Genomic DNA, 22009 nt, shown 5'->3' with positions numbered 1-22009 from the left:
CTGTCAGCTTGCCGTCAGCCGCCGCTCGTGGCCGAGCAGCCACCGCTTCACCGGCAGCCCGTACCGGTAGCCGCCGAGGGTGCCGTCGGTGCGCAGCACCCGGTGGCAGGGGACGAAGAGGGCGGCGGCGTTACGGGCACAGGCGGCGGCCGCCGCCCGGACCGCGGCGGGCCGGCCGGCCAGCGCGGCGTACCCGGTGTAGGTGACCGGCTCGCCCGGTTTGACGTCGCGCAGCACGGTCCAGGCATGGGTCTGGAACGCCCCGCCGCTGTGCTGCCGCACCGGCACCCCGTCGATCGCGGTCAGGTCCCCGTCGAGGTAGGCGCGGACGGCGGCGGTCACCGCACCGAGGTCGGCGTACGACACCAGCGGGCCACGCAGGCTCGGGTGCACCAGCGGCAGCAGGCTGTCCGGGTCGGCGGTGAACCCGGCGGCCCGGACCGCGCCGTCCGGGTCGACAAGCACGCTGAGCGGGCCGGTCGGGGTGTCCATGGTGGTCGTGCCGATGGTGGTGGTGCCGAGGGTCGTGGTGCCGAGGGTGGTGGTGCCGAGGGTCGTCATGCCGCTCTCCAGAGTCTGATCGCCGCGTACGACCGCCAGGGCCGCCAGCGGTCGGCGTACGTGTCCAGGGTGGTGGGGGTGGCCGGCAGGCCGAGGGCGGCGGCGCCCCGGCGTACCGCGAGGTCGGTGGGGAGCAGGACGTCGGGGTCGCCGAGGGCCCGCATGGCCAGGTAGCCGGCGGTCCACGGGCCGATCCCGGGCAGCGCGGTCAACCGTCGTACCGTCTCCGCCCGGTCCCCACCGGGTTCCAGGTCGACCTCCCCGGCGGCGACCGCCCGGGCCAGCGCGCGGATCGTCTCCCGTCGGGCGGCCGGCATCCCGAACGCCGCGTCCGGCAACCCCAGCACCTCCTCCGCCCCGGGAAACCCCCACACCCCCCACCCCGCTGCCCCGCCCCCACCCGCCTCGCCGCCCCCGTCCGCTTCGGCGCGTCCGCCCGCCTCGCCCCGTCCGCTCGCCTCGGCGGGGTGATCAAGAGGTTTGCGTCGCCGGGAAGCGCTCTCCGTGACGCGAACCTCTTGATCACCGGGGCCAGAGCCGGGGCCGGAGCCGGAGCCAGGGGCGGGGGCGGGGGCGGGGCGGGGGAGGTGGGTGAGGAGGCGGGTGAGGGTGGTGCGGGCGGCGGACAGGGAGACCTGTTGGCCGACGATGGCCCGTAGCGCCATCTCGAAACCGTCCACCGCCCGGGGCACCCGCACGCCGGGTTCGGCGGCGACTATCCCGGCCAGGGCCGGATCGCCGGCCAGCGTCTGGTCGACCGCCTCCGGATCGGCGTCCAGGTCGAACAGGCGACGGCAGCGGGCCACCGCCGGGGCCAGATCCCGCAGGTCGGCCAGGCGCAACGTCGCCACGACGTACCCGGTCGTCGGCGTCAGCGCGATCTCCGCCGGGCCGTGCGGCAGCCGCAACCCCCGGCGGTACGTCCCGTCGCGCACCTCCTCCAGCCCGGGCAGCGTCCGGGCGGCCAGGAACCCCAGCAGGGCGGCGGCGTGCAGCGGCGGCCGGTACGCCAGCCGGAGCGTGATCGTGCCCGCCCCGCCCGGCGTCGGCGGGCCGCCCCGTCCGGTGCGCAACTGCGACGGCACCGTCCCGTACACCTGGCGGACCGTGTCGTTGAACTGCCGTACGCTGCCGAACCCGGCCGCGAACGCCACCTCCGCCAGGCCGAGCCCGGTCGTCTCGATCAGCGTCCGGGCGGTCTGGGCGCGTTGGGCCCGCGCCAGCGCCAGTGGCCCGGCGCCCAGTTCCGCCCGGAGCATCCGGTGCAGGTGCCGTTGCGTGTAGCCCAGCCGGGCGGCCAACCCGGGTACGCCGTCCCGGTCGACCACACCGTCGGCGATGAGCCGCATGGCGCGACCCACCACGTCGGCGCGGACGTCCCACTGCGGTGAGCCGGGCGCGGCGTCCGGCCGGCACCGGCGGCAGGCCCGCAGGCCGGCCCCCTGTGCGGCGGCCGCCGACGGGAAGAAACGGACGTTACGCCGCTTCGGCGTGATCGCCGGGCAGGACGGCCGGCAGTAGATCCCGGTCGACGTGACGCCCGTGTAGAACCAGCCGTCGAACCGCTGGTCACGGCTGTCCACGGCGCGGTAGCACCGTTCGAAGTCCAACTCCACGCCACCGATCATGCCCGCAGCTCACCGGCGGTGGCTCGCGGGAATCGGACCTGAGCGTGCAGGTCGGCGGTGACCTCCCCACCCCGGCCGTCCGGGGTGGGGAGGTGGTGCGTCAGCGTGCGGGAACGGGGCCGGTCGCGGGGCCCCGGTCGACGGGCGGTGCGCTGCGGGCGGGGGCCGGTGCGGCGACCGGGCCGGTGCGCGGCCCGTCGACGCGGGGCGCGGGCGACGCCGGGATGGGCGACGCCGGAACGGGCGACGCGGGGATGGCGGGCGGTGCCGGAGTGGACGTCGCGGGCGACGCGGGCACGGCCGTCGAGGCCGGCTTGCCCGGCGATGCGGGAATGGTGGTCCGGGCCGGTGCCGGCGCGCCGCGGCCGGTCCGGACACCCTGGTCGACGGGGGGTTCGGTCACCGCTGCCGGGGCGGGAGCGGCGGGCGGCCCGCTCGGCGTCGAGGCCGGTGCCGCGGGCGGGGCGTCCCCGCCACTGCTGGCGGCCATCGCGAGCGGGGTGGCGATCAGCATGGCGGCGAGGACGCCCGCCGCGCTCATCGTGATCGTGACGCGGCGGCGGGACCGGGCCCGGCGTTCCGCCCGGTTCAGGTGGTCGTGCACTGTCGGTGCCTCCTCGGCGAGGTCGGAGAGGGTGGCGCGGATGAGGTTCTCGAGGGGCGTGGTCACCGCCGTACCTCCAGCAGTTCGATGTCCGGCAGGAGTTGCCGCAGCCGGGCCACGGCCCGGTGGGTGCGGCTGCGCACGGTGCCGACCGAGCAGCCGAGCGCGGCGGCCACCTGGGTCTCGGTCAGGTCCTCGTAGTAGCGCAGGACCACGACCGTGCGTTGGGCCGCCGGCAGCGCGCGCAGCGCGGCCCGCATCGCCAGCCGTACGTCGGTGCCGCCGAACAGGTCCGGCCCGGCCCGGTCGTCGACGCCGGTGAGCAGCGTCTCCCGGTACCGGCGCAGCCGCCGCCACCAGCTGACCTGCTCCCGGTACATGACCGTGCGCAGATAGCCCTCCGGGTCGGTATGGCGCAGGTCACGCCACCTCGGAATGGTCTTGGCCAGCGCCGACTGGAACAGGTCCTCGGCGGCGTGCCGGTCCCCGGTGAGCAGGTACGCGACCCGCATCAGGGCCGGCGCCCGACTGGCCACGAACTCGGCCAGCCGGGCCCGATCGTCCTCGTCCACCCACCCTCCCCGTCGTTGTCTGTCACCGATACAGACGCCCCAGCTCACCCCGCCTATCCCGGTCGCCGGGATGAGTTTCCGGCGCGGAAAGTGTCGGTAGTGGTCGGTAGCGTCCCGGCACCAACTCCAGAAAGGGTGCGGCGATGGCGAGCGTGGCCGGGCGGGGCGACCCTCGGTCAGGGCGGGGGCGGCTGGACGGCGCCGTCGCGCAGGGCCTCTACGACCGGATGCGGGTGGTCGCGCCGGCCGCCTTCGGCGCGATCGAGCGGGACCGGGCCGACGATCCCGCCCGGCCGTTCGCCGACACCGCCTGCGGCCGGCTCGTCGGCTCCCTCGACGCGTCCGGCCTGCGGGCGCTGGGCATGTGGGCGCACCACTGGTGCATGCGGTTCTACGACGACGACACCCGGGTCGGCCGACGGCTGGTCCGGGAGATCGCCGGTCGACGGGGACTGGGCTGGACGGTCGACGAGGTGCGCTGGATGCTCGGCGAGTCCGAACGGGCCGGCCCGAGCGCCCGGGACCGGCTCACCCTGCCGCTCGCGGCGGCCGGCGAGCTGCCCGGGGTGGCCGACGGCGGGGCGGGCTGGCGACTCGCCGGGTGACCCCGGCCGGCGGGCCGGGGGACGGCGGTGGCGCAGGATGGCAGCGGAGCCAGCCGCAGAAAGGACCAGCATGCCCGCCATCGAACCGACGATCGTCGCCACCAGCATGGGTTTCGCCAGCCGCAACCGGGGCCCGTGGGACGCCGCGCCCGGACCGGTCTTCGACCTGATGGCCGGGCTGGCACAGGCCGACGAGCCACGGATCTGCTACCTCAACCAGGCCGTCGGCGACCAACCCACCGCGCTGACGGTCTTCCACGGCGCGTTCGCCGGCACCCGCTACCGCCCCTCGCACCTGGCGCTGTTCCCGATGCCCAACGTCGAGGACGTCCGGGCGCACCTGCTCGGCCAGGACATCATCTGGGTCGGCGGCGGCAGCGTGGCCAACCTGTGCGCGGTGTGGCGGGTGCACGGGCTGCCGGAGATCCTGCGCGAGTGCTGGGAGGCCGGGGTGGTGCTCGGCGGGGTCTCCGCCGGTTCGATCTGCTGGCACGTCGGCGGCCCCACCGACAGCTACGGCCGGAAGCTGCGCGCCTACACCGACGGCCTGGGCTGGCTGCCGTACGGCAACGGGGTGCACTACGACAGCGAGGCGCAGCGCCGGCCGCTGCTGCACCGGCTGGTCGCCGACGGCACCTTGCCGGCCAGCCACTGCACCGACGACGGGGTGGGGCTGGTCTACCGGGGCACCCGGCTGGCCGAGGCGGTCGCCGACCGGGCCGGGGTGGCCGCGTACGAGGTGGTGCCGGACGGTGCCGGTGGGGTGCGGGAGACCCGGATCGAACCCCGGTTGCTCACCGCCTGAGCCGTCCCGGCGGTGCCGACGGGGTCGCCCGCCGGGTGACGGCGTAAGCTGGCCCGTCGTGAGTCTCACCATCGGCATCGTCGGCCTGCCCAACGTCGGCAAGAGCACCCTGTTCAACGCGTTGACCAAGAACGACGTGCTCGCGGCGAACTACCCGTTCGCCACGATCGAGCCCAACGTCGGGGTGGTGGGGCTGCCGGACGCGCGGCTCGACAAGCTCGCCGAGATCTTCTCGTCGCAGAAGGTGCTGCCCGCGCCGGTGTCGTTCGTCGACATCGCCGGCCTGGTCCGGGGGGCCTCGAAGGGGCAGGGCCGGGGCAACGCGTTCCTGGCGAACATTCGGGACGCCTCGGCCATCTGCCAGGTGGTGCGGGCCTTCTCCGACCCGAACGTGGTGCACGTCGACGGCAAGGTCTCGCCCGCCGACGACATCGAGACGATCAACACGGAGCTGATCCTGGCCGACCTGCAGACCCTGGAGAAGGCGCTGCCCCGGCTGGAGAAGGAGGCCAAGCTCCGCAAGGACCGGGCCGCCGCCGTGACCGCCGCGAAGCAGGCCGTCGAGGTGCTCGACGGCGGCACCACCCTGTACGCCGGGGCCGCCGCCGCCAAGATCGAGCTGGAGCACCTGCGGGAGCTGCACCTGCTCACCACGAAGCCGTTCCTCTACGTCTTCAACGTCGACGAGGCCGAGTTGGGCAACGCCGCCTTCCTCGACGAGCTGCGCGCCCTGGTGGCCCCCGCCGAGGCCGTCTTCATGGACGCCAAGATCGAATCCGAGCTGGTGGACCTGCCCGAGGAGGAGGCCCGCGAGCTGCTGGAGTCGATCGGGCAGTCCGAGCCGGGGCTGGACCAGCTCGTCCGGGTCGGCTTCCGCACGCTCGGGCTCCAGACGTACCTCACGGCGGGGCCGAAGGAGGCGCGGGCCTGGACCGTGCCGGTCGGCGCGACCGCCCCGGAGGCCGCCGGGGTGATCCACAGCGACTTCCAGCGCGGCTTCATCAAGGCCGAGGTGGTCTCCTACGACGACCTGGTCGCGGCCGGCTCGATGGCGGCGGCGAAGGCCGCCGGCAAGGTCCGGATCGAGGGCAAGGAGTACGTCATGCAGGACGGCGACGTGGTGGAATTCAGGTTCAACGTCTGATTCCCGGTCCCACCTCTGCCGCATCGGATCGGTCGCTCAGCGGCGGTAACACCATGGGTATGGTCGGTCAATGGCGAGGACGAAGAAGGTCACGATCACGCTGCCGGCAGAGCTGCTGGAGAGCATGAAGACGCACACCGACAACGTCTCCGGCTACCTCACCGAGCGGGCCTAGCGGCGCAGACTTCTCCGGGAGGAGCTGGATCGCTACCAAGGCGACCTCGGGGCGTTCACTGACGAGGAAATGGCCGAGGCTCGGGCGCTCCTGCACGGGACCGAGGAGATCGGGCGTGTGGCGTGAGCCTTGAGTCGCTGGTGCTCGACTCGCAGGGCTTCTCAGGGCGGATCGACCAGGATCGAGACGCCATGGTCGCCGAGGTGGAGCTACGGCTACCCGCACCGGTGGCGGTCCTGACATCCGATGTCGACGGCATGGTCAAGCTGTGCGGGCGGCGGGTGCGGACCATCGCGCTGTAGGTGAATCGCGTTGTCGGGCCTGTCGACCGGTCCTACGGTGATCCGGTGACGATCCGAGACGCCGAGGACGGCGACTGGCCTGCGATCTACCCCTTCTTCAGCGAGATCGTGGCGCAGGGCCGCTCGTACGCGTTCCCCGGGAACCTGTCCCTGGAGCAGGCCCGCGGGTGGTGGATGGAGTCCCCTCCGGGGCGCACCGTCGTCGCGGTCGACGGGCCGACCGTTCTCGGCAGCGCGAAGATGGGTCCGAACCGGCCCGGTCGCGGCGCACATGTGGCAACGGCCAGTTTCATGGTCGATCCACGGCATTCCGGCCGTGGCGTCGGTCGCGCCCTCGGCGAGCACGTCGTCGGCTGGGCGCGCGCCGCCGGCTACCGGAGCATCCAGTTCAACGCGGTCGTCGAGTCGAACGAGGTCGCGGTCCGGCTGTGGCGTTCGCTGGGTTTCGAGGTGCTCGCCACCGTCCCCGAGGCGTTCGACCACCCCGAGCACGGCCTGGTGGGGCTGCACGTGATGTTCCTGAATCTGGGCGCTCCCGAGCCACCGTCGCGGTGACCGGCGACGGGATCCGGTGGGGTTCGCTCCAGCGTGTGGTGGTCGCCACGCTCAGGCCTTGCGGCCCGGCACCAGCCCGTCCAGATCGAGTGTGCTCTCGAACGGCGTCGTGGTGCGCAGGCCGTGTCGATGGATCGCGGCCGGCGCATACGACCGAGTGGGCTCGTCGAGTTCGTAGGCGTGGACCACAGGTGATCCGTCCTCCTCCTCGACGCGCCAGTAGTTGGCGATGCCGGCTTCCGCGTACTTGCGCAGCTTGACCGTACGGTCGCGGTGGGCCGACTCCGGCGACACCACCTCCACGACCAGGAGGGTCTCCTCAGGTGTGTAGAAGGTCCGCGACGGGTCGTAAGGTGCTGCCGCTGCCAGGAGGTCGGGCTCGGGGCGGTTCCATCTGTCGAGTCGGATCGTGATCTCCCTGTCGACCTCGACGCCCGGGGGCGCCTGGTTGGTCAGGGCGTTCACCAGCGCGGTGACCGTCCGGGCGTGCCAGACCCGCTGGGGGGACATCATGAAGACGAGCGCTCCGTCGATCACTTCGGTGTGACGGGGTGCCTCGGCTAGCGTGTCGAGGTCGTCTGCGTACCACCCCTCAGGGCGGGGCGGCCGCATCCACTCGGGCACCGCAGTCATGCCGTCACCGTAGCATTCGGTAGTCGCGGTCCCGGCCTCCTGCGCTCGCTCGCCCAGGCTCTGCTCCGCCACGGAACGCGTTGGACCTCCGCTTCGACGTCCGAGCCCGCCGGTACGGTCGGGCCATGGTCACGACGTTGACACCCACGCTCCCGGACAGCCGGGCCGGCGGGCGGATCGGCGGCGCGCCGCCGGTCGCGATCGAGTCCCATCCGGTGCTGACGACACATCGTTACCTCCTGACACTTCCTGCGGACTGCGCGCCCTGGACCGGCGGTCGTGAGGTGTCGGTGCTGCTGCGCGAGGGATTCGATATCGTCGACGACGACCTTGCCTATCCGGACATGGCGATGCGGGCCGTCCTGCACCGGCCCTCGTCGCGGGGCTCCCGCCCGGAACTCGGCTGGCCCGGGCTGCGCTCCGCGTCATTGACGGAGTGCGGCGACGACATCGTTCCGTTCGTGCGCATCGGCACCGAACCGGTGCTCATCCAGAACGACCCGACCTACGCGGACGCGGTGCTCGCCGACGGGCACGACTTCCTCTTCCAGGTCGACGAGGAGGGGTGGCCGGTGGCAGCCGAACTGGAGGACATGGTCGGGTCCTACCTCTGGGGATACGGCTCGGTGTACTTCTACGGCACGCTGCGGGAGGACGGCACGGTGGACGAGGTCGTGGCCGGGTTCATCGACTTCTGACCACCGCCCCGCCCCTGACGTCGCGGGCCGGGGTGAGCCGCGCGTCACACCGTCGCGGGCAGCGGGTCGGGGCGGTGCGGGCCTACCGTGACGGCGTGGCGTTGCGACTGGAACCGATGACCGACGAGCAGTACCTCCGCTACCGGGAACACGCCGAGGAGGACTACGCGCGCAACATCGTCGCCTCCGGGGCGATGCCGCTGCCGGAGGCGCGGGAGAAGGCCCGGCAGGACTTCCAGGGTCTGCTGCCCGACGGCCTGGCCACCGAGGGGCACCGGCTGTGGACGGCGTACGACGGCGACGTCGAGGTCGGTCGGCTCTGGCTGCACCTGGAGCAGAAGTCCGACGGCCTGCACGCCTTCGGCTACGACTTCGAGGTGCGCGAGGAGCTGCGCCGCCGGGGCCACGGCCGGGCGATCATCGAGGCCGCCGAGCGGGTGTGCCGGGAGCTGGGGGTGGTCGCCATCGGGCTGAACGTCTTCGGCTTCAACACCGGCGCGCGGGCGCTCTACGAGCAGATGGGCTTCGAGGCCACCGCCATCCGCATGATCAAAAGGCTGTAGTAAGCCGGCGCACCCCGGGGTCGGGACGGTGTGCCCCGACCCCGGCCGGTCGACCCCTCAGCGGCGGTAGACCGAGATGTGCGACGTGCTGGTGTCGTCGAACGGGTGCCGGTGCCAGTCGGCGTACCGCTCGACGAGCCGCAGGCCGGCCCGGTGGGCCAGCTCGTCGATCTGCTCCGGCCAGCAGTAGCGCATCGCGAAGGGTTCCAGGTGCACGCCGTCGCGGTCGAAGGTGATGGTCTGCCGGACGAAGGTCTGCGCCGCCCGGTCGTACTGGTGCAGCCGGATGGTGGCCGAGTCCTCGGTCACCGACCGCATCTGCACCTGTTCGTCCCGGTCGAAGGTGGCCGGGTCGGGCACGAACGCCTCGACGACGAACTCGCCGCCGGGGGCCAGCACCCGGGCCACGTTGCGGAAGCAATCCTGCTGCCGCTCGGCACGGACCAGGTTGAACAGGGTGTTGAACACCAGGTAGACCAGCCGGTACGGGCCTGTCACCGGCACGTCGGCCATGTCGCCGACGGTCACCGGGATGCCGTCGCCGCCGGACTTGGCGCGCAGCTTCGCCACCATCTCCGGTGACGCCTCCACCCCGTCGACGGGTACGCCCCGCCCGGCGAGCGGCAACGCCACCCGACCCGTCCCGACGGCGAGTTCGAGCACCCGCCCGTCGCCGGCCCGCTCGGCGAGGAAGTCCACCGCCGGGCCCGGGTCGGGGTTGCCGGGGCTGTCGTACCTGTCGGCCCACATCCTGCCGAAGTGGCCCGGATCATCGAACACCGACATCAGCGACCCCCGTACGGGGTGCCGGCCGGTCTGGTGTCACCGGCGCATGGTCGCGCCGTCACTGCCGTGGTGGTGCTGGTGGTCACGAAGCCTCGATTCCCGCTGTCTGTCGATGGTGGGCGCCTGGGTGGACCTCGTGGCGTACGACATGTCGTCTGCTCCCTCCGGTCGGCTTCGTCCCCAGCCAAGCAGCGGGCCGGTCAGCGGGGCAACCCGGTTTCCGGGCGGGTCAGGTCGAGCGTCCAGTGCCGGGTGCGGATGACCTGGTCGTTGAACTCGACGTCCTCCTCGCCGAGCAGACTGAATCCGAGCGCCCGGCAGATCGCGTTCGACGGCCCGTTGGTGACCGCCGGGAAGGCGTGCACGGTGTCCGCCCGCTCCTCGGTGCGGGCCTGGTCGAGCAGCGCCCGGACGGCACGTTTGGCCAGGCCCTGACCCTGGAACTCGGGCAGCACCATCCAGCCGATCTCGGCGACCGCCTCGTCGTCCGGCCCGCGCCAGAGGGTGACGGTGCCGGCGACCGCGTCGTCCACCACGATCATCTTGATCAGCGCGACGCCGTCGGCGGCGAGCCGGGCGTCCCGGCGGACCTGCCGGGCCACGTGGGTGGCCGGCAGCGGCCCGCCGAGTTCGGCCATCATCGCCGGGTCGCAGCGCATCCGCTGGTACGCCTCGACGTCGGTGGCCAGCACGTCACGCAGGAACACGCCGCACCCGCTCCCGCCGGCCACTGTGGAGACCCGTCCGCATGCGCCCGAGTATTCCAAAGGCCGACCCGCCGCGGGGGTCAGGCGGTGCGGGCCGGGGCGAGGGACCGGGCCAGCCGGGCGAGACCGTCATCGCCGTGACCGGCGGCGATCGCCTGCTCGACGACCGACCGGGCGGCGCGCAACACCCCGGAGTCGATCCCGTGGGCGTCGGTGGTCGCGATGACGTGGCCGAGGCCCGCGCCGGCCGAGGCGACGGTGGACCGGTCGCCGGGGAACCGGTCCTCGGTGAGCTGGTCGGCGAAGCGGGCCGTCATCTCGGCCAGCATCGGGGCGATCCCGGCCGCGTACCGGGCGAACGACCGGGGGGCGATGCCCTCGGCCGAGGCCAGCGCGAAGGCGTGGGTCAGACCGCTGACCGCCGTGCCGAACAGGTCGAGCAGCGCCATGTCGTACGCCGCCGCCGCGCCCGGGTCCGGGCCGAGGTATGCGGGGGTGCCGCCGAAGGCCGCCAGGACGGGCCGGACGGCGTCGAAGCCGGACCGGCTGCCGCACCACAGGGCCGTGGCGGCGGGTGTGCCGATGGTCGGCGTCGGGGACAGGATGGCGCCCTTCACCAGGTCGACCCGGTGCCCGGTGGCCCAGTCCGCCAGCGCCCGCGCCTCGTCCGGCCGGCAGGTGGTGACGTCGACGACTGTCCGCCCGGCCCAGTCGTCGTGGGCGGCCAGCACGGTGCCGACCGCCGCCGGGCCCCGCAGGCAGGTGATCACGACGGGGGCGGCCCGGACCGCCCCGGTGACGGTCGGCGCGGCGGTCGCGCCGAGTGCGACGAGGGGTCCGGCCCGGTCCGGCGTACGGTTCCAGACGGTCGTCGGCGTCCCGGCGGAGATCAGGGTGGCGGCGAGCGCCCGGCCCATCGGACCCAGGCCGAGCACCGCCACCGGCGTACGGTGCGTGAGTTGTCGATCGCTCATGCCGGGGACGGTAGACCTTCTCGTTGACGTGAAGGTCAAGTCCGCGGTCTGCTGTGTGGCATGCGGATCGGTGAACTGGCCCGGCGGGCCGGGGTGAGCACCCGGGCCCTGCGCTACTACGAGGAGCAGGGCCTGCTGCGGCCGCAACGGCGGCCGAGCGGCTACCGCGACTACGGCGAGCAGGCGCTGACCACGGTGAAGCACATCCGGCTGCTGCTCTCGGCCGGGCTCGGTACGGCCGTGATCGCCGAGATCCTGCCCTGCGTGCCGGACGACACCACGGTGCTCGCCCCCACCTGCCCCGAACTGCTCGACGGCCTGGCCGGGGAGCGGGCCCGGATCACCGCGTCCATCCAGCGGCTCACCGCGGCCCGGGACATCCTCGACGCCCTGATCGCCACCGGTGGTCCCGCCCGCCGACCGTGAGGTGGGCCGCCGGAGGCCGGGGCGTCGGCGGGCGGACCGGTGGTCAGGAGATGTAGTGCAGGATCACGTTGTGCACGTGGTGGCTCTTCTGCGCGCCCCGGAACTCCACCTCGTAGGTGTGGGTGCCGACGTGCACGGCGATCGCGCCGGTGGAGAAGAACTCCCCGCCCCACGACTTGTTGCTCACCACGCTCACGCTGGTGATCTTCGAGTAGGGGATGCTGGTGATCGCGAACTTCTTGCCCACGAACGACCGGTCCTGGATGATCACCCGTCGGTCGGTCAGGCCGATGAACCCGGTCCCGGTGCCGATGGCGTCGTAGACGGCGATGATCTGTTCCCCGTCGAGTAGTCCACTGCGGATCTGCTGGAACTGCTCCTTGCGGTCGTACGTCACATTTGCCATGGGTTCCACGGTAGGAAGTGGGCGCCAGTGTCGGCCGGTGCCCGTCCGTCAGCCCGGTCGACTAGTCTCCCCATGCCTGGCCGGACGCGGGCGACGGGGGAGGGAAGCGGTGTGACCAGCGAACGTTCCGAGACGCAGCCCGCCGACGAGTCGCGGCCGGAGCCGCCGGACACCTCGGTCGGCGCCGACGACGCGGCCCCGGCCGACGCGGCGACCCCGGCCCCCGCCGGTGCCGATGCGCCCCCGTCCCCTGCGGCTGCCCCGGCCCCCGCCGCCAAGGCTCAGGCCCCTGCCGGTGGCGAGGCCCCTGCCGGTGGCGAGGCCCCGGCCCGAGGCGAGGCCCCGGCCCGAGGCGAGGCCCCGGCCCGAGGCGATGGCGAGACTCCGGCTTCGGGCGGCGGCCCGGCTTCGGGCGGCGGCCCGGCTTCGGGCGGCGGCCCGGCTCCGGGCGGCGGCCCGGCCCCGGGCGGCACCGGGGACGCGGAGGCGGGCCGGGAGCCGCGTGCCGTGCCCGACTGGGAGCCGTGGCCGCAGCGTCCCGCCGCCCGGGGCCGGCTGAACCGGCTGGCCGTGGTCACGCTGGTGCTGGGCCTGCTCGGCGGGGTGCTGGCACCGGTCACCGCCGGCTTCGCGCTGCGCCGGATCAGGCGGGACGGCGAGCGGGGCCGGGGCCTGGTGATCGCCGGGCTGGTGCTGCTCGGGGGCTGGGTGCTGGCCGGCCTGGTGGCCCTGGGCGTCACGATGACCGGGTCCGATCCGGACCCCGGGCTACGCGGGCTGCGGGTGGGGGACTGTTTCCGGGTGCCGTCCGGCGCGACCGCCAGCCGGACCGCGCCCGAGGAGGTCACCCGGGTCGCCTGCGACACCCCGCACCACGCCGAGTACGTCGACGACTTCCCCGCCTACGAGCGTTCCGCCGACGAGCGGTACCCCGGCGCGGCGGTGCTCTCCCAGCGGGCCGAGACGCTCTGCCGGCAGCGGCAGCGCAGCTACGTGGTGGACCCGCTGGGCCTGCCGGCCGAGGTGCGGCTGAGCTGGTACCTGCCGACCCGGGTCGACTGGTCCACCGACCCCACCATCACCTGCTATCTGACCGCCCCGGGCGGGTTGTCCCGGTCGCTGCGGATGGACACCACGGTGCTCGACCCGGCGCAGCTCGGCTACCTGTTGGCCAGCCGGGACTGGGCCGAGGCGCGCGCCGCCCTGGTGGCCGGCGCGCCGACCAGCACCCCGGCCGGGCTGCGGGACGCGGTGCGCCGGGCCGAGAGCATCCACACCGACATGTGGTTCCGGCTGCGCCGGGAGACCTGGCCGGAGGCGGTCCGCCCGGCGATGGAGCGGCTGCTCACCGAGATGGAGCAGGACGAGCCGGCCTGGCGGGACGCCGACGGCGAACCCGACCGGGGTCGGCTGCTCCAGGTGGTCGCGCAGGCCGGGCAGCATCCGGACCCGGCCACCGAGCTGGCCGTACGCCAGGCGCTGGGGTTGCCGACGGCGCAGGGCGAGCCGATGCGCTGAGCCGACCGAGGGTGGTGTTCCGACCACTCGGCGCGGACGGGTCGGACGTTGCGCCGACCGCCCCGTGCCCCGGACGGCTCTAGGCTGGCGGCGGGGACACGGCTGACGACGGGGGTCGACGATGGCGGAAGCGGGCGGGCCTGGGTCGCCGCCGGGCGTTCAGTCCGCCATCACCGCGCGGTACGCGTCCTCGATCCGGGCGGCGAGCAGCACCTCGCCCTCGGTGAGCGGTTCCCCGTCACCGTGCCCGACCCGGATGCGGGTCTCGGTGTCCCGCCGGCTGATGTCCGGTCGTAGCCGCAGCGCGTCCGCGACGACCTTGACCCGCTCGGTCAGCGCCGCGTGCTGGGTGTCGTCCATGACCAGGGTGCGGCGGATCTGCTCTCCGTCGCGGGTCCACCCGTGCAGGAGCGTGAGGGCGTCACTGAGATAGTCGTGCTTGCTTCGACTGGTGAACAGCGCGCGCATCACCGCACCTCCCAGGCGCCGTTGCCGGCTTGTGGCCAAATCGTCGCCGTCCCGTGTCCTCGTGGTGTTAACAGTCTGTCGGCCTCATGGCGGTGTGTCCACGCCCACACTTCCGTCTCTTATTGGCCTACCGGTCGGCCACGGTACCCAAACCGACGATTGATCTGGCACGCTGGACGCCCGTGCAGACCGAACGGCGTAGCGGAAACGGACCGACCGACCGGCGTGAGCCGAGGGTGGTCGTAGGAGCGGCGATCATCTCCGCCGGGCGGGTGCTCGCCTGCGCGCGTACCGCGCCCCCCGAGGTCGCCGGCATGTTCGAGTTCCCCGGCGGCAAGGTCGAGCCGGGCGAGAGCGAGACGGCGGCGCTGGTCCGCGAGTGCGCCGAGGAGCTGGCCGTCCGGGTGGAGGTCGGCGACCGGGTCGGCCGGGACGTCCGGATGGCCCACGGCCGGTCGGTGCTGAAGGTGTACGCGGCACGCCTGCTGCACGGCGACCAGCCCCGCGCGCTGGAACACTCCGCGATGCGCTGGCTGACCGCCGACGAACTGCACAGTGTCACCTGGCTCCCCGCCGACGTGCCCATCGTGGCCGCCCTCCGCCCGCTGCTGGCCGCCGGCTGACGGCGGCGGGTGCCCGGCCGACACGGCGACGGGGGCCGACGGCGTGTGCCGTCGACCCCCGTCGACCTCGTCGTGCCCGCTCCGGCGGATGTCGCGCCGTAGCGATGCCGGCCGTCCCGGCCCGGTACCGTTCGTCCGGTCCGGTGCCTGTCGGGCCGGCCTGGCGCCCGTCGGGCTGGTTCAGCGCCCGTCGGGCTGGTTCAGTGCCCGGTCGGGCCGGTTCAGCGCCGGTCAGGCTGGTTCAGCGCCTGTCGGACCGGTTCAGTGCTTCTCGTCCTGGCTCGGGTGGGCGAAGTTGAGGTGCTCCGGCGGCAGCGGGAAGGTGACGTCGTCACCGAACGGCGACGGGGCCGCCGCCCGGTCGAAAGTCAACTCCGTCAGCGGGAGCTTGCCCCGGTCGTCGACCGCCGGCATGGTCGGGTGCGGGACCTCGCGGTGCCAGTTCACGCCCTGCTGGGCCTGGGCCTCCGCAGCCGGGTCGCCGGAGCCTCCGGCGTGCGAGTGGACTCCAGCCTGACGGGCGCCGCTGTGCACCACGGACCCCTTTCCCCCGCTGTTCGCGGTACTCGGGGGCGTCTCGCCCCGACGGAAGATCTTGCTACCGAGCCATACCAGGGGATCGTACCTGCGGTCGACGACCCGTTCCTTCATGGGGATGATCCCGTTGTCGGTGATCTTGATGTGCTCGGGGCAGACCTCGGTGCAGCACTTGGTGATGTTGCAGAAGCCGAGCCCCTGCTCCTGCTGCGCGTACTGCTTGCGGTCGGTCTTCGCGTCCAGCGGGTGCATGTCCAGCTCGGCGGCGCGGATGAAGAACCGGGGGCCGGAGAAGGCCGGCTTGTTCTCCTCGTGGTCGCGGATCACGTGGCACACGTTCTGGCACAGGAAGCACTCGATGCACTTGCGGAACTCCTGCGAGCGTTCCACGTCGACCTGCTGCATCCGGTACTCGCCCGGGGCCAGGTCGGCCGGCGGGGCGAAGGCCGGCGTCTCCCGCGCCTTCTCGTAGTTGAACGAGACGTCCGTGACCAGGTCCCGGATCACCGGGAAGGTGCGCAGCGGGGTGACCGTGACGGTCTCGGACTCCTCGAACGTCGACATCCGCGTCATGCAGCTCAGCCGGGGCTTACCGTTGATCTCCATCGAGCAGGAGCCGCACTTGCCCGCCTTGCAGTTCCACCGGCAGGCCAGATCCGGCGCGTCGGTGGCCTGGAGCCGGTGGATGACGTCGAGGACGACCTCGCCCTCGTTCACCTCGACCGAGTAGTCCTGGAGGTCACCGCCGGTCTCGTCGCCCCGCCAGATGCGGAAATCCCTCTTGCTTCCCATCAGTTGCTCGCCTCCTCACCGACGGCGTCGAAGTCGGCCAGCTCCTCGTCGGTCAGGTACTTGGCCAGCTCGGTACGGTCGAAGAGGCCGATCAGCTCGGCCCGCATCTTCGGCAGCGGCTTGTGCTCCAGCCGGACGGTGTCCCCGTCGAGGGCGCAGACCAGGTTGACCCGACGCCACCGGGGGTCCATGGTCGGGAAGTCCTCCCGGGTGTGCCCACCGCGCGACTCCTGCCGCTCCAGCGCCGCCTTCGCGGTGCACTCCGAGACGACGAGCATGTTGCGCAGGTCCAGCGCCAGGTGCCAGCCCGGGTTGTAGCGCCGGCCGCCGACCGCGCTCACCTTCGCCACCCGCTCGCGCAGCTCGGCCAGCCGGCGCAGGGCGTCGACCAGCTCACCCTCCCGGCGGATGATCCCGACCAGGTCTCCCATCACCGCCTGGAGGTCCTGCTGGAGGGTGTAGGGGCTCTCCCCGGTGTCCCGCTGCAACGGCGCCAGCGCCGCCTCCACGGCGGTCTCCACCGCGCTCACCGGCACCTTCGGGCGCGAGGTCAACTGATCGGTGTACGACGCCGCGTGCCCGCCCGCCCGCTTGCCGAAGACCAGCAGGTCGGACAGGGAGTTGCCGCCCAGCCGGTTGGAGCCGTGCATGCCACCGGAGACCTCACCGGCGGCGAACAGTCCCTGCACGGTGCCGTACGCGGCCCCGGAGTCCGGGTCCACCTCCACGCCGCCCATCACGTAGTGGCAGGTCGGCCCGACCTCCATCGGCTCGGCCGTGATATCGACGTCGGCCAGCTCCTTGAACTGGTGGTACATCGACGGTAGCCGGCGACGGATCTCGTCGGCCGAACGCCGGGAGGCGATGTCCAGGTAGACGCCGCCGGCCGGCGTACCCCGACCGGCCTTGACCTCGCTGTTGATCGCGCGGGCGACCTCGTCGCGGGGCAGCAGCTCCGGCGGACGCCGGTTGTTGTCCGGATCGGTGTACCAGCGGTCCGCCTCCTCCTCGGTCTCCGCGTACTGCTTGCGGAAGACGTCGGGGACGTAGTCGAACATGAACCGCTTGCCGTCGGAGTTCTTCAGCACGCCGCCGTCGCCCCGGACCGACTCGGTGACCAGGATGCCCTTCACCGAGGGCGGCCAGACCATGCCGGTCGGGTGGAACTGGAGGAACTCCATGTTGATCAGCGTGGCCCCGGCGCGCAGCGCCAGCGCGTGCCCGTCGCCGGTGTACTCCCAGGAGTTCGAGGTGACCTTGTAGGACCGGCCGACCCCGCCGGTGGCCAGCACCACCGCCGGCGCCTCGAACAGGATGAACTCGCCGGACTCCCGGTAGTAGCCGAACGCGCCGGCCACCCGGTCCCCGTCGAGCAGCAGCTCGGTGATGGTCGTCTCGGAGAACACCCGGATCCGGGCCTCGTAGTCGCCGAGGTCGCGCTTGTCCTCCTGCTGCAGGGAGACGATCTTCTGCTGGAGGGTGCGGATCAGCTCCAGGCCGGTACGGTCACCGACGTGCGCCAGCCGGGGGTACTCGTGCCCGCCGAAGTTGCGCTGGGAGATCTTGCCGTCCTTCGTCCGGTCGAAGAGCGCCCCGTACGTCTCCAGCTCCCAGATCCGCTGCGGCGACTCCTTCGCGTGCAGCTCGGCCATCCGGAAGTTGTTGAGGAACTTGCCGCCGCGCATGGTGTCGCGGAAGTGCACCTGCCAGTTGTCCCGGCTGTTCACGTTCCCCATCGCGGCCGCCGCGCCGCCCTCGGCCATCACGGTGTGCGCCTTGCCGAAGAGCGACTTGGAGATGATCGCGGTCTTCTTGCCGGCGAGCCGGGCCTCGATCGCCGCGCGCAGGCCGGCGCCGCCGGCCCCGATCACGACGACGTCGTAGTGGTGTCGTTCGATGCGAGTGGTAGTGGTCATGTCGCCGCGCCCTCTAGTTGATGAACCGCAGGTCGGTGAACCAGCCGGCGGCGATGGCCATCACGTAGAAGTCGGTGAAGGCCAGCGTGCCGAGGGTGATCCAGGCGAGCTGCATGTGCCGGGTGTTCAGCTTGGACACGAACGTCCAGGCCCGGTACCGCACCGGGTGCGCGGAGAAGTGCTTGAGCCGCCCGCCGATGATGTGCCGGCACGAGTGGCAGGAGATGGTGTACGCCCACAGCATCACCACGTTGCCCAGCAGGATGATGTTGCCCAGCCCGAAGCCGAAGCCCTGCGGCGAGTGGAAGGCCAGGACCGCGTCCCAGGTGTTGATCAGCGAGATGATCGCGGCGGCGTAGAAGAAGTAGCGGTGCAGGTTCTGCCCGAGCAGCGGGAACCGGGTCTCCCCGGAGTAGGACTTGTGCCCGTCCGGCACGGCGCAGGCCGGCGGCGACAGCCAGAACGACCGGTAGTACGCCTTGCGGTAGTAGTAGCAGGTCAACCGGAACAGCAGCAGGAACGGCAGGGTCAGTGCCGCATCCGGGATGATCCACCAGCCGGGCAGGAAACTGCCGAAGTGCGAGGAGCCCTCGACGCACCGGTCGGTCACACAGGGGGAGTAGAACGGCGTCAGGTAGTGGTACTGGTCCACCCAGTACCACTTGTGCATGAACACCCGGACGGTCGCGTACGCCACCCAGGCGCTGAGCCCGACGACGGTGATCAGGGGGGCGAACCACCAGCGGTCGGTCCGCAACGTCTTCGCCGCGATGGCGGCGCGCGCCCGCGCCCCCCGCGGCTTCGTTGCCGTTGATGTCATTCGAGTCGTCTTCCTGACGGGACGGGCCCTCGCGGGCGGCGGTTCACGTTCCGTGCCGGTCAGTGGACCGGCCGGACCGTGTCCACTGCCGCGTGGTGCGCAAGCAGGCTGCCACGCCGGGACATCGGCGCAGCTAAGTGACACACGTTACGCCGATCATCACGATCGGGCCGCGCAACGCAGTGTCCCGTGTGTCCCGCACCTTGGAAAGACCCGAGCCATGATCAATGTGCGGTGGGCGGCAGGCGGCTGCGGGGCCGGCCGCGCGGGCGCTGCGGCACCGGTCAGCCCGACGCGCCGCCGGTGAAGTTCCACGAGGCCAGCCGCAGTGGCGGCCCCTCCCACCAGCCGCCGTCGAACCGGTCCGGCTGCCGGACCGGCCGCCGGCCGAGGCCGAGCACCGCCCCCGGTCCCAACGCCCGGGGGTACGCCTCGGTGAACCGGAAGTTCCGCACCGCCCGCACCGGCACGCCGTCCTCGACCAGCCACACCCCGTTGCGGGTCAACCCGGTGATCACCAGACTCTTCGGATCGAGCACCCGGGTGTACCAGAAGTCGCTGACCAGCAGCCCCCGGGCCATCGGCGCGACCAGCGCGGCGGTGTCCGCGTCCGCCACCGCCCCCGCCGGGCCGCCGCCCTGTGGGCTCACCGCACCGCCCTGCGGGCCCGCCGCGCCGCCGTCCGCACCTCCGTCGGCAGCCGCCGGCGGTGCACCGGGCATCCGGAGATTGCGGGGGATCGGGCCGAAGGTGGCGCCGCCCGGCGCCCCGTGGCCGGTCGACGACGTGCCCGCCCCGGCGGCGCTGCGCCGGTCGTGAGCCACCGCGCGGGTGGTGCCCGCCTCGACCAGGGTCAGCGCCGCACGCGGGGTGCCCTCCAGGTCGAACGGCATCGCACCGCCGTACGTCGGATCGTCGAGGAGGGTCACCGCCGGATCGAACTGGGCGGTGCCGGGGCGGGCGAACGACTGACCCTCGACGTGCCGCTTGCCGTTGAAGCCGTACCAGGCGAGATTCTGCAACAGGTCGGCCACCGCGGCCGGTTCGAGGACCACCTCGTACCGGCCCGGGGGTAGCTCGACCGGGTCGGCGGCGGCCCGTGCCTTCGCCGCCGCCCGGAGCCCCAGGACCGTGCCGTCCACCTCGTCGAGGCGACCGGCGCAGAGCCGGGCCACCCCGTCCGCGCCGGCCGTGCGGGCGATGCCGTCCATCGCCGCCTCGGTGGTGCGCCCCTGCGCCGCCTGGCCGGCCGAGTTGGCGAACGCCCCCGACCGGTAGGAGGTGCGGCAGTACCCGGCCGCCTCCAGCCCGCCCACCGCGTCGACGAAGGCCCGGACCCGGTCGGCGCGGGCCGCCGGCTCGGCATAGGCGGTCGCCTCGTCGAGCAGGCCGTTGGAGCGCACCGCCGACGGTGGGGTCAGCCCCGGCCAGGCCGGGTCGGGCGGGCAGAGCCGGGCCGCGGTGAGGGTCCGCCCGACCAGGGCCCGCAGCCCGTCCGGGCCGACCAGGCTGCCGCCTCCGGCGGCCGTCCGGCCGTCGACGTGCACCCGCAGTCGGACCGTCACCTGCGACTCGGCGACGTTCTGGTGGATGAACGAGTTGGCGAACCGGGTCAACGCCAGATCGTGCCGGACGACGGTGACCTCGGCCTCGGCGGCCGGGCCGGCGATCTCGTGGACCAGCTCCACCACCCGGGCGGCGACGTCCAGCTCGGTCGCTCCGGGTTCCCGCAGGCCGGTCATGCCCGCACCCCCACCCGGACGCCCCGGAACCGGGCCGGTGCCGCCGGATGCCCGGTGTGCCCGATCTGGCCGGGCTGGCCCTTGCCACAGTTCGGGGTGCCCCACGGGACGATCTCGGAGGAGAGCATGTCCATCGACCGCCAGAACAGCGGACCGATGCCGGTGTAGGTGGGGTTGCGCAGCATCCGGCCGCGCCGGCCGTTGCGCACCTCCCAGGCGATCTCGCAGCCGAACTGGAAGTTCAGCCGCCGGTCGTCGATCGACCAGGATCGGTTGACGTCCATCAGCACCCCGTCGTCGGTGGCCGCGATGATCTCGTCGAGGGTGTGTGGACCGGGTTCCAGGCCCACGTTGGTCATCCGCACCATCGGCAGCCGTGCCCAGCCGTCGGCGCGTACGCTGCCGCCGTGACCGAGGCCGGCGACGGCGGCCGAGTCCCGGCCGGCGAGCACCCCGACCCAGCGGCCCTCGCGTACCGCGTCGCGTTTGACCGCCGGGGAGCCCTCGTCGTCGAAGCCGAAGCTGCCCAGCGCGCCGGGGATCGTCGGGTCGATGGTGATGTTCATCAGCTCGGAGCCGTAGCGCAGCGACCCGAGCTGGGCCAGGTCGAGCCAGGAGGTGCCGGCGAAGGCGGCCTCCCAGCCGAGGATGCGGTCCAGCTCGATGGCGTGCCCGACCGACTCGTGGATCTGCAACGCGAGCTGCTCGTCGCCCAGGATGAGGTCGGTCTCGCCGGCCGGGCACTGCGGGGCGGTGAGCAGCGCCCGGGACTCGTCGGCGATCCGGGCGGCGTGCGCGGTCAGATCGAGCGACTCGACCAGCTCCCACCCGGTGGTGCCGTACTGGCCCCGATAGCTCGGCCAGGAGCGGCGCTGGGTCTCGTGCTCGCCGATCGAGGTGGCCGAGATGCCGCCGCCACACTCGCGGATGTGCTGGTCGATGCGGTGCCCCTCGCTGGAGACGAACCACTTGCGGGTGTCCCAGATCTGGTAGAGCCCCTCGGCCAGGTCGGCCCCCTGCCCGCGTGCCGCCTCGGTGGCCCGGGTCAGCAGGTCGCCCTTGTCGGACAGCGGCACGCCGAGCGGGTCGACCGCGCAGTCGGAGGACCAGCTCGCCACCACCGGCTCGGCCGGGGTCAGCGTGATCGGCGGGCCGGCCACCCGGGCGCTCGCGGCGGCCACCTCCGCGGCCCGCCGGCCGGCCGCGCGGGCCGCCGCGTCGGACAGCTCGGGTACGGCGTGGAAGCCCCACCCCGACCCGACCAGCGCGCGTACGCCCAGGCCGAGGCTCTCGTCCTGGGTCAGCTCCTCGATCGCGCCGTTGCGCGCGGACATCGACTCGTAGCGCAGGTGCATCACCCGGGCGTCGGCATACCGGGCGCCCGCGTCGAGAGCGGCCTGTACGGCTGCGGCTGCCGCGTCGAACTCGGTCATGGACCGACCCTAGGCC

Annotated in this window: 24 protein-coding genes and 2 pseudogenes; 10 read left to right on the top strand and 16 right to left on the bottom strand. The window is 73.0% G+C overall.

The genetic code is table 11. From position 1 onward, the window contains the following. Positions 1-3: 3 nt before the first annotated feature. From ACN261_RS04370 to ACN261_RS04350, 5 genes and pseudogenes are all read right to left on the bottom strand, one after another. Positions 4-492, bottom strand: coding sequence for a methylated-DNA--[protein]-cysteine S-methyltransferase (locus ACN261_RS04370; protein WP_421486922.1), 489 nt, complete (start codon positions 490-492; stop codon positions 4-6). A gap of 65 nt (positions 493-557) precedes the next feature. Beyond that, a pseudogene (locus ACN261_RS04365) lies at positions 558-938 on the bottom strand (DNA-3-methyladenine glycosylase family protein); the annotation flags it as partial. Positions 939-1133: 195 nt separating this feature from the next. Then, positions 1134-2177, bottom strand: a pseudogene (locus tag ACN261_RS04360) (bifunctional transcriptional activator/DNA repair enzyme AdaA); the annotation flags it as partial. A 112-nt stretch (positions 2178-2289) separates the two neighbouring features. Continuing rightward, positions 2290-2859: a hypothetical protein gene (locus ACN261_RS04355; protein WP_425848554.1), complete on the bottom strand. Its 570-nt coding sequence runs from the start codon at positions 2857-2859 to the stop codon at positions 2290-2292. Then, a complete protein-coding gene (locus ACN261_RS04350; protein ID WP_420118449.1) occupies positions 2856-3365 on the bottom strand; it encodes a SigE family RNA polymerase sigma factor in 510 nt (169 codons plus the stop codon). Before ACN261_RS04350 ends, ACN261_RS04355 begins: the two co-directional genes overlap by 4 nt. A 143-nt stretch (positions 3366-3508) precedes the next feature. On the opposite strand from ACN261_RS04350, the gene ACN261_RS04345 reads away from it, so the two are divergent. The 5 genes from ACN261_RS04345 to ACN261_RS04325 all read left to right on the top strand — a co-directional run bounded on the left by ACN261_RS04345 (position 3509) and on the right by ACN261_RS04325 (position 6951). Beyond that, positions 3509-3970, top strand: a complete 462-nt coding sequence (locus ACN261_RS04345) for a hypothetical protein (RefSeq protein WP_425848552.1) — start codon at positions 3509-3511, stop codon at positions 3968-3970. A 70-nt stretch (positions 3971-4040) separates the two neighbouring features. Then, positions 4041-4775 (top strand): Type 1 glutamine amidotransferase-like domain-containing protein, encoded by a 735-nt coding sequence (locus ACN261_RS04340; protein WP_425848550.1) that lies wholly within the window; start codon positions 4041-4043, stop codon positions 4773-4775. 58 nt (positions 4776-4833) lie between these two features. Continuing rightward, positions 4834-5919 (top strand): redox-regulated ATPase YchF, encoded by a 1086-nt coding sequence (ychF, locus tag ACN261_RS04335; RefSeq protein ID WP_088647525.1) that lies wholly within the window; start codon positions 4834-4836, stop codon positions 5917-5919. A 297-nt stretch (positions 5920-6216) separates the two neighbouring features. Next, on the top strand, positions 6217-6396 hold the full coding sequence (locus tag ACN261_RS04330; protein WP_425848548.1) for a hypothetical protein: 180 nt from the start codon (positions 6217-6219) through the stop codon (positions 6394-6396). A 45-nt stretch (positions 6397-6441) separates the two neighbouring features. After that, on the top strand, positions 6442-6951 hold the full coding sequence (locus ACN261_RS04325) for a GNAT family N-acetyltransferase (protein WP_421484040.1): 510 nt from the start codon (positions 6442-6444) through the stop codon (positions 6949-6951). Positions 6952-7002: 51 nt separating this feature from the next. On the opposite strand, the gene ACN261_RS04320 is transcribed toward ACN261_RS04325, so the two are convergent. Then, positions 7003-7656, bottom strand: a complete 654-nt coding sequence (locus ACN261_RS04320) for a Uma2 family endonuclease (protein ID WP_425848546.1) — start codon at positions 7654-7656, stop codon at positions 7003-7005. A 53-nt stretch (positions 7657-7709) separates the two neighbouring features. On the opposite strand from ACN261_RS04320, the gene ACN261_RS04315 reads away from it, so the two are divergent. Both ACN261_RS04315 and ACN261_RS04310 read left to right on the top strand, forming a co-directional pair. Continuing rightward, positions 7710-8282: a hypothetical protein gene (locus ACN261_RS04315; protein ID WP_421484038.1), complete on the top strand. Its 573-nt coding sequence runs from the start codon at positions 7710-7712 to the stop codon at positions 8280-8282. 95 nt (positions 8283-8377) lie between these two features. Further along, positions 8378-8845 (top strand): GNAT family N-acetyltransferase, encoded by a 468-nt coding sequence (locus ACN261_RS04310; RefSeq protein WP_421484037.1) that lies wholly within the window; start codon positions 8378-8380, stop codon positions 8843-8845. Positions 8846-8902: 57 nt separating this feature from the next. Here ACN261_RS04310 and ACN261_RS04305 read toward each other — a convergent pair whose 3' ends face one another. From ACN261_RS04305 to ACN261_RS04295, 3 genes are all read right to left on the bottom strand, one after another. After that, complete coding sequence (locus tag ACN261_RS04305; protein ID WP_421484036.1) at positions 8903-9631, bottom strand: class I SAM-dependent methyltransferase; 729 nt, start codon at positions 9629-9631, stop codon at positions 8903-8905. Positions 9632-9831: 200 nt separating this feature from the next. Further along, complete coding sequence (locus ACN261_RS04300) at positions 9832-10338, bottom strand: GNAT family N-acetyltransferase (protein ID WP_425848544.1); 507 nt, start codon at positions 10336-10338, stop codon at positions 9832-9834. 80 nt (positions 10339-10418) lie between these two features. Then, complete coding sequence (locus tag ACN261_RS04295; RefSeq protein WP_425848542.1) at positions 10419-11312, bottom strand: NAD(P)-dependent oxidoreductase; 894 nt, start codon at positions 11310-11312, stop codon at positions 10419-10421. A gap of 60 nt (positions 11313-11372) precedes the next feature. Between ACN261_RS04295 and ACN261_RS04290 the strand changes: the two genes are divergently transcribed. After that, on the top strand, positions 11373-11738 hold the full coding sequence (locus tag ACN261_RS04290) for a MerR family transcriptional regulator (protein WP_425848539.1): 366 nt from the start codon (positions 11373-11375) through the stop codon (positions 11736-11738). A gap of 43 nt (positions 11739-11781) precedes the next feature. Here the strand turns inward: ACN261_RS04290 and ACN261_RS04285 are convergent, their stop codons facing one another. Next, on the bottom strand, positions 11782-12144 hold the full coding sequence (locus ACN261_RS04285) for a PH domain-containing protein (protein ID WP_088647519.1): 363 nt from the start codon (positions 12142-12144) through the stop codon (positions 11782-11784). Between the two features lie 507 nt (positions 12145-12651). Here ACN261_RS04285 and ACN261_RS04280 point away from each other — a divergent pair. Next, a complete protein-coding gene (locus ACN261_RS04280) occupies positions 12652-13662 on the top strand; it encodes a septum formation family protein (protein WP_425848535.1) in 1011 nt (336 codons plus the stop codon). A gap of 159 nt (positions 13663-13821) precedes the next feature. Here the strand turns inward: ACN261_RS04280 and ACN261_RS04275 are convergent, their stop codons facing one another. Next, complete coding sequence (locus ACN261_RS04275) at positions 13822-14130, bottom strand: 4a-hydroxytetrahydrobiopterin dehydratase (protein WP_088647517.1); 309 nt, start codon at positions 14128-14130, stop codon at positions 13822-13824. A gap of 182 nt (positions 14131-14312) precedes the next feature. Between ACN261_RS04275 and ACN261_RS04270 the strand changes: the two genes are divergently transcribed. Next, positions 14313-14753, top strand: a complete 441-nt coding sequence (locus ACN261_RS04270) for a (deoxy)nucleoside triphosphate pyrophosphohydrolase (RefSeq protein WP_421484032.1) — start codon at positions 14313-14315, stop codon at positions 14751-14753. Between the two features lie 261 nt (positions 14754-15014). Here the strand turns inward: ACN261_RS04270 and ACN261_RS04265 are convergent, their stop codons facing one another. The 5 genes from ACN261_RS04265 to ACN261_RS04245 form a co-directional block, all read right to left on the bottom strand. Next, complete coding sequence (locus ACN261_RS04265; RefSeq protein WP_204924976.1) at positions 15015-16082, bottom strand: succinate dehydrogenase/fumarate reductase iron-sulfur subunit; 1068 nt, start codon at positions 16080-16082, stop codon at positions 15015-15017. Continuing rightward, positions 16082-17998, bottom strand: coding sequence for a fumarate reductase/succinate dehydrogenase flavoprotein subunit (locus ACN261_RS04260; RefSeq protein WP_421484031.1), 1917 nt, complete (start codon positions 17996-17998; stop codon positions 16082-16084). Before ACN261_RS04260 ends, ACN261_RS04265 begins: the two co-directional genes overlap by 1 nt. Positions 17999-18011: 13 nt before the next feature. Then, positions 18012-18818 carry a hypothetical protein gene (locus ACN261_RS04255; RefSeq protein ID WP_421484030.1) on the bottom strand — a complete coding sequence of 269 codons (807 nt, stop codon included), beginning with the start codon at positions 18816-18818 and terminating at the stop codon, positions 18012-18014. A 284-nt stretch (positions 18819-19102) separates the two neighbouring features. Then, positions 19103-20560, bottom strand: coding sequence for a TldD/PmbA family protein (locus ACN261_RS04250; protein WP_425848531.1), 1458 nt, complete (start codon positions 20558-20560; stop codon positions 19103-19105). After that, a complete protein-coding gene (locus ACN261_RS04245; RefSeq protein WP_421484028.1) occupies positions 20557-21993 on the bottom strand; it encodes a TldD/PmbA family protein in 1437 nt (478 codons plus the stop codon). Before ACN261_RS04245 ends, ACN261_RS04250 begins: the two co-directional genes overlap by 4 nt. Positions 21994-22009 lie beyond the last annotated feature (16 nt).

The sequence above is a fragment of the Micromonospora sp. WMMD723 genome, from assembly GCF_049863385.1.
GTDB classification, from domain to species: Bacteria; Actinomycetota; Actinomycetes; order Mycobacteriales; family Micromonosporaceae; genus Micromonospora; species Micromonospora wenchangensis.
The sequence above is the reverse complement of the archived record's forward strand: the minus strand, read 5'-3'. Positions and strand labels throughout refer to the sequence as shown.

Bases quoted from the DNA above. Each gene is read 5' to 3' on its own strand.
- ACN261_RS04370 (WP_421486922.1), bottom strand. From the start codon at position 492: ATGGACACCCCGACCGGCCCGCTCAGCGTGCTTGTCGACCCGGACGGC.
- ACN261_RS04345 (WP_425848552.1), top strand. From the start codon at position 3,509: ATGGCGAGCGTGGCCGGGCGGGGCGACCCTCGGTCAGGGCGGGGGCGG.
- ACN261_RS04340 (WP_425848550.1), top strand. From the start codon at position 4,041: ATGCCCGCCATCGAACCGACGATCGTCGCCACCAGCATGGGTTTCGCC.
- ACN261_RS04315 (WP_421484038.1), top strand. From the start codon at position 7,710: ATGGTCACGACGTTGACACCCACGCTCCCGGACAGCCGGGCCGGCGGG.
- ACN261_RS04305 (WP_421484036.1), bottom strand. From the start codon at position 9,631: ATGTCGGTGTTCGATGATCCGGGCCACTTCGGCAGGATGTGGGCCGAC.
- ACN261_RS04295 (WP_425848542.1), bottom strand. From the start codon at position 11,312: ATGAGCGATCGACAACTCACGCACCGTACGCCGGTGGCGGTGCTCGGC.
- ACN261_RS04290 (WP_425848539.1), top strand. From the start codon at position 11,373: ATGCGGATCGGTGAACTGGCCCGGCGGGCCGGGGTGAGCACCCGGGCC.
- ACN261_RS04285 (WP_088647519.1), bottom strand. From the start codon at position 12,144: ATGGCAAATGTGACGTACGACCGCAAGGAGCAGTTCCAGCAGATCCGC.
- ACN261_RS04275 (WP_088647517.1), bottom strand. From the start codon at position 14,130: ATGCGCGCGCTGTTCACCAGTCGAAGCAAGCACGACTATCTCAGTGAC.
- ACN261_RS04265 (WP_204924976.1), bottom strand. From the start codon at position 16,082: ATGGGAAGCAAGAGGGATTTCCGCATCTGGCGGGGCGACGAGACCGGC.
- ACN261_RS04260 (WP_421484031.1), bottom strand. From the start codon at position 17,998: ATGACCACTACCACTCGCATCGAACGACACCACTACGACGTCGTCGTG.
- ACN261_RS04255 (WP_421484030.1), bottom strand. From the start codon at position 18,818: ATGACATCAACGGCAACGAAGCCGCGGGGGGCGCGGGCGCGCGCCGCC.
- ACN261_RS04250 (WP_425848531.1), bottom strand. From the start codon at position 20,560: ATGACCGGCCTGCGGGAACCCGGAGCGACCGAGCTGGACGTCGCCGCC.
- ACN261_RS04245 (WP_421484028.1), bottom strand. From the start codon at position 21,993: ATGACCGAGTTCGACGCGGCAGCCGCAGCCGTACAGGCCGCTCTCGAC.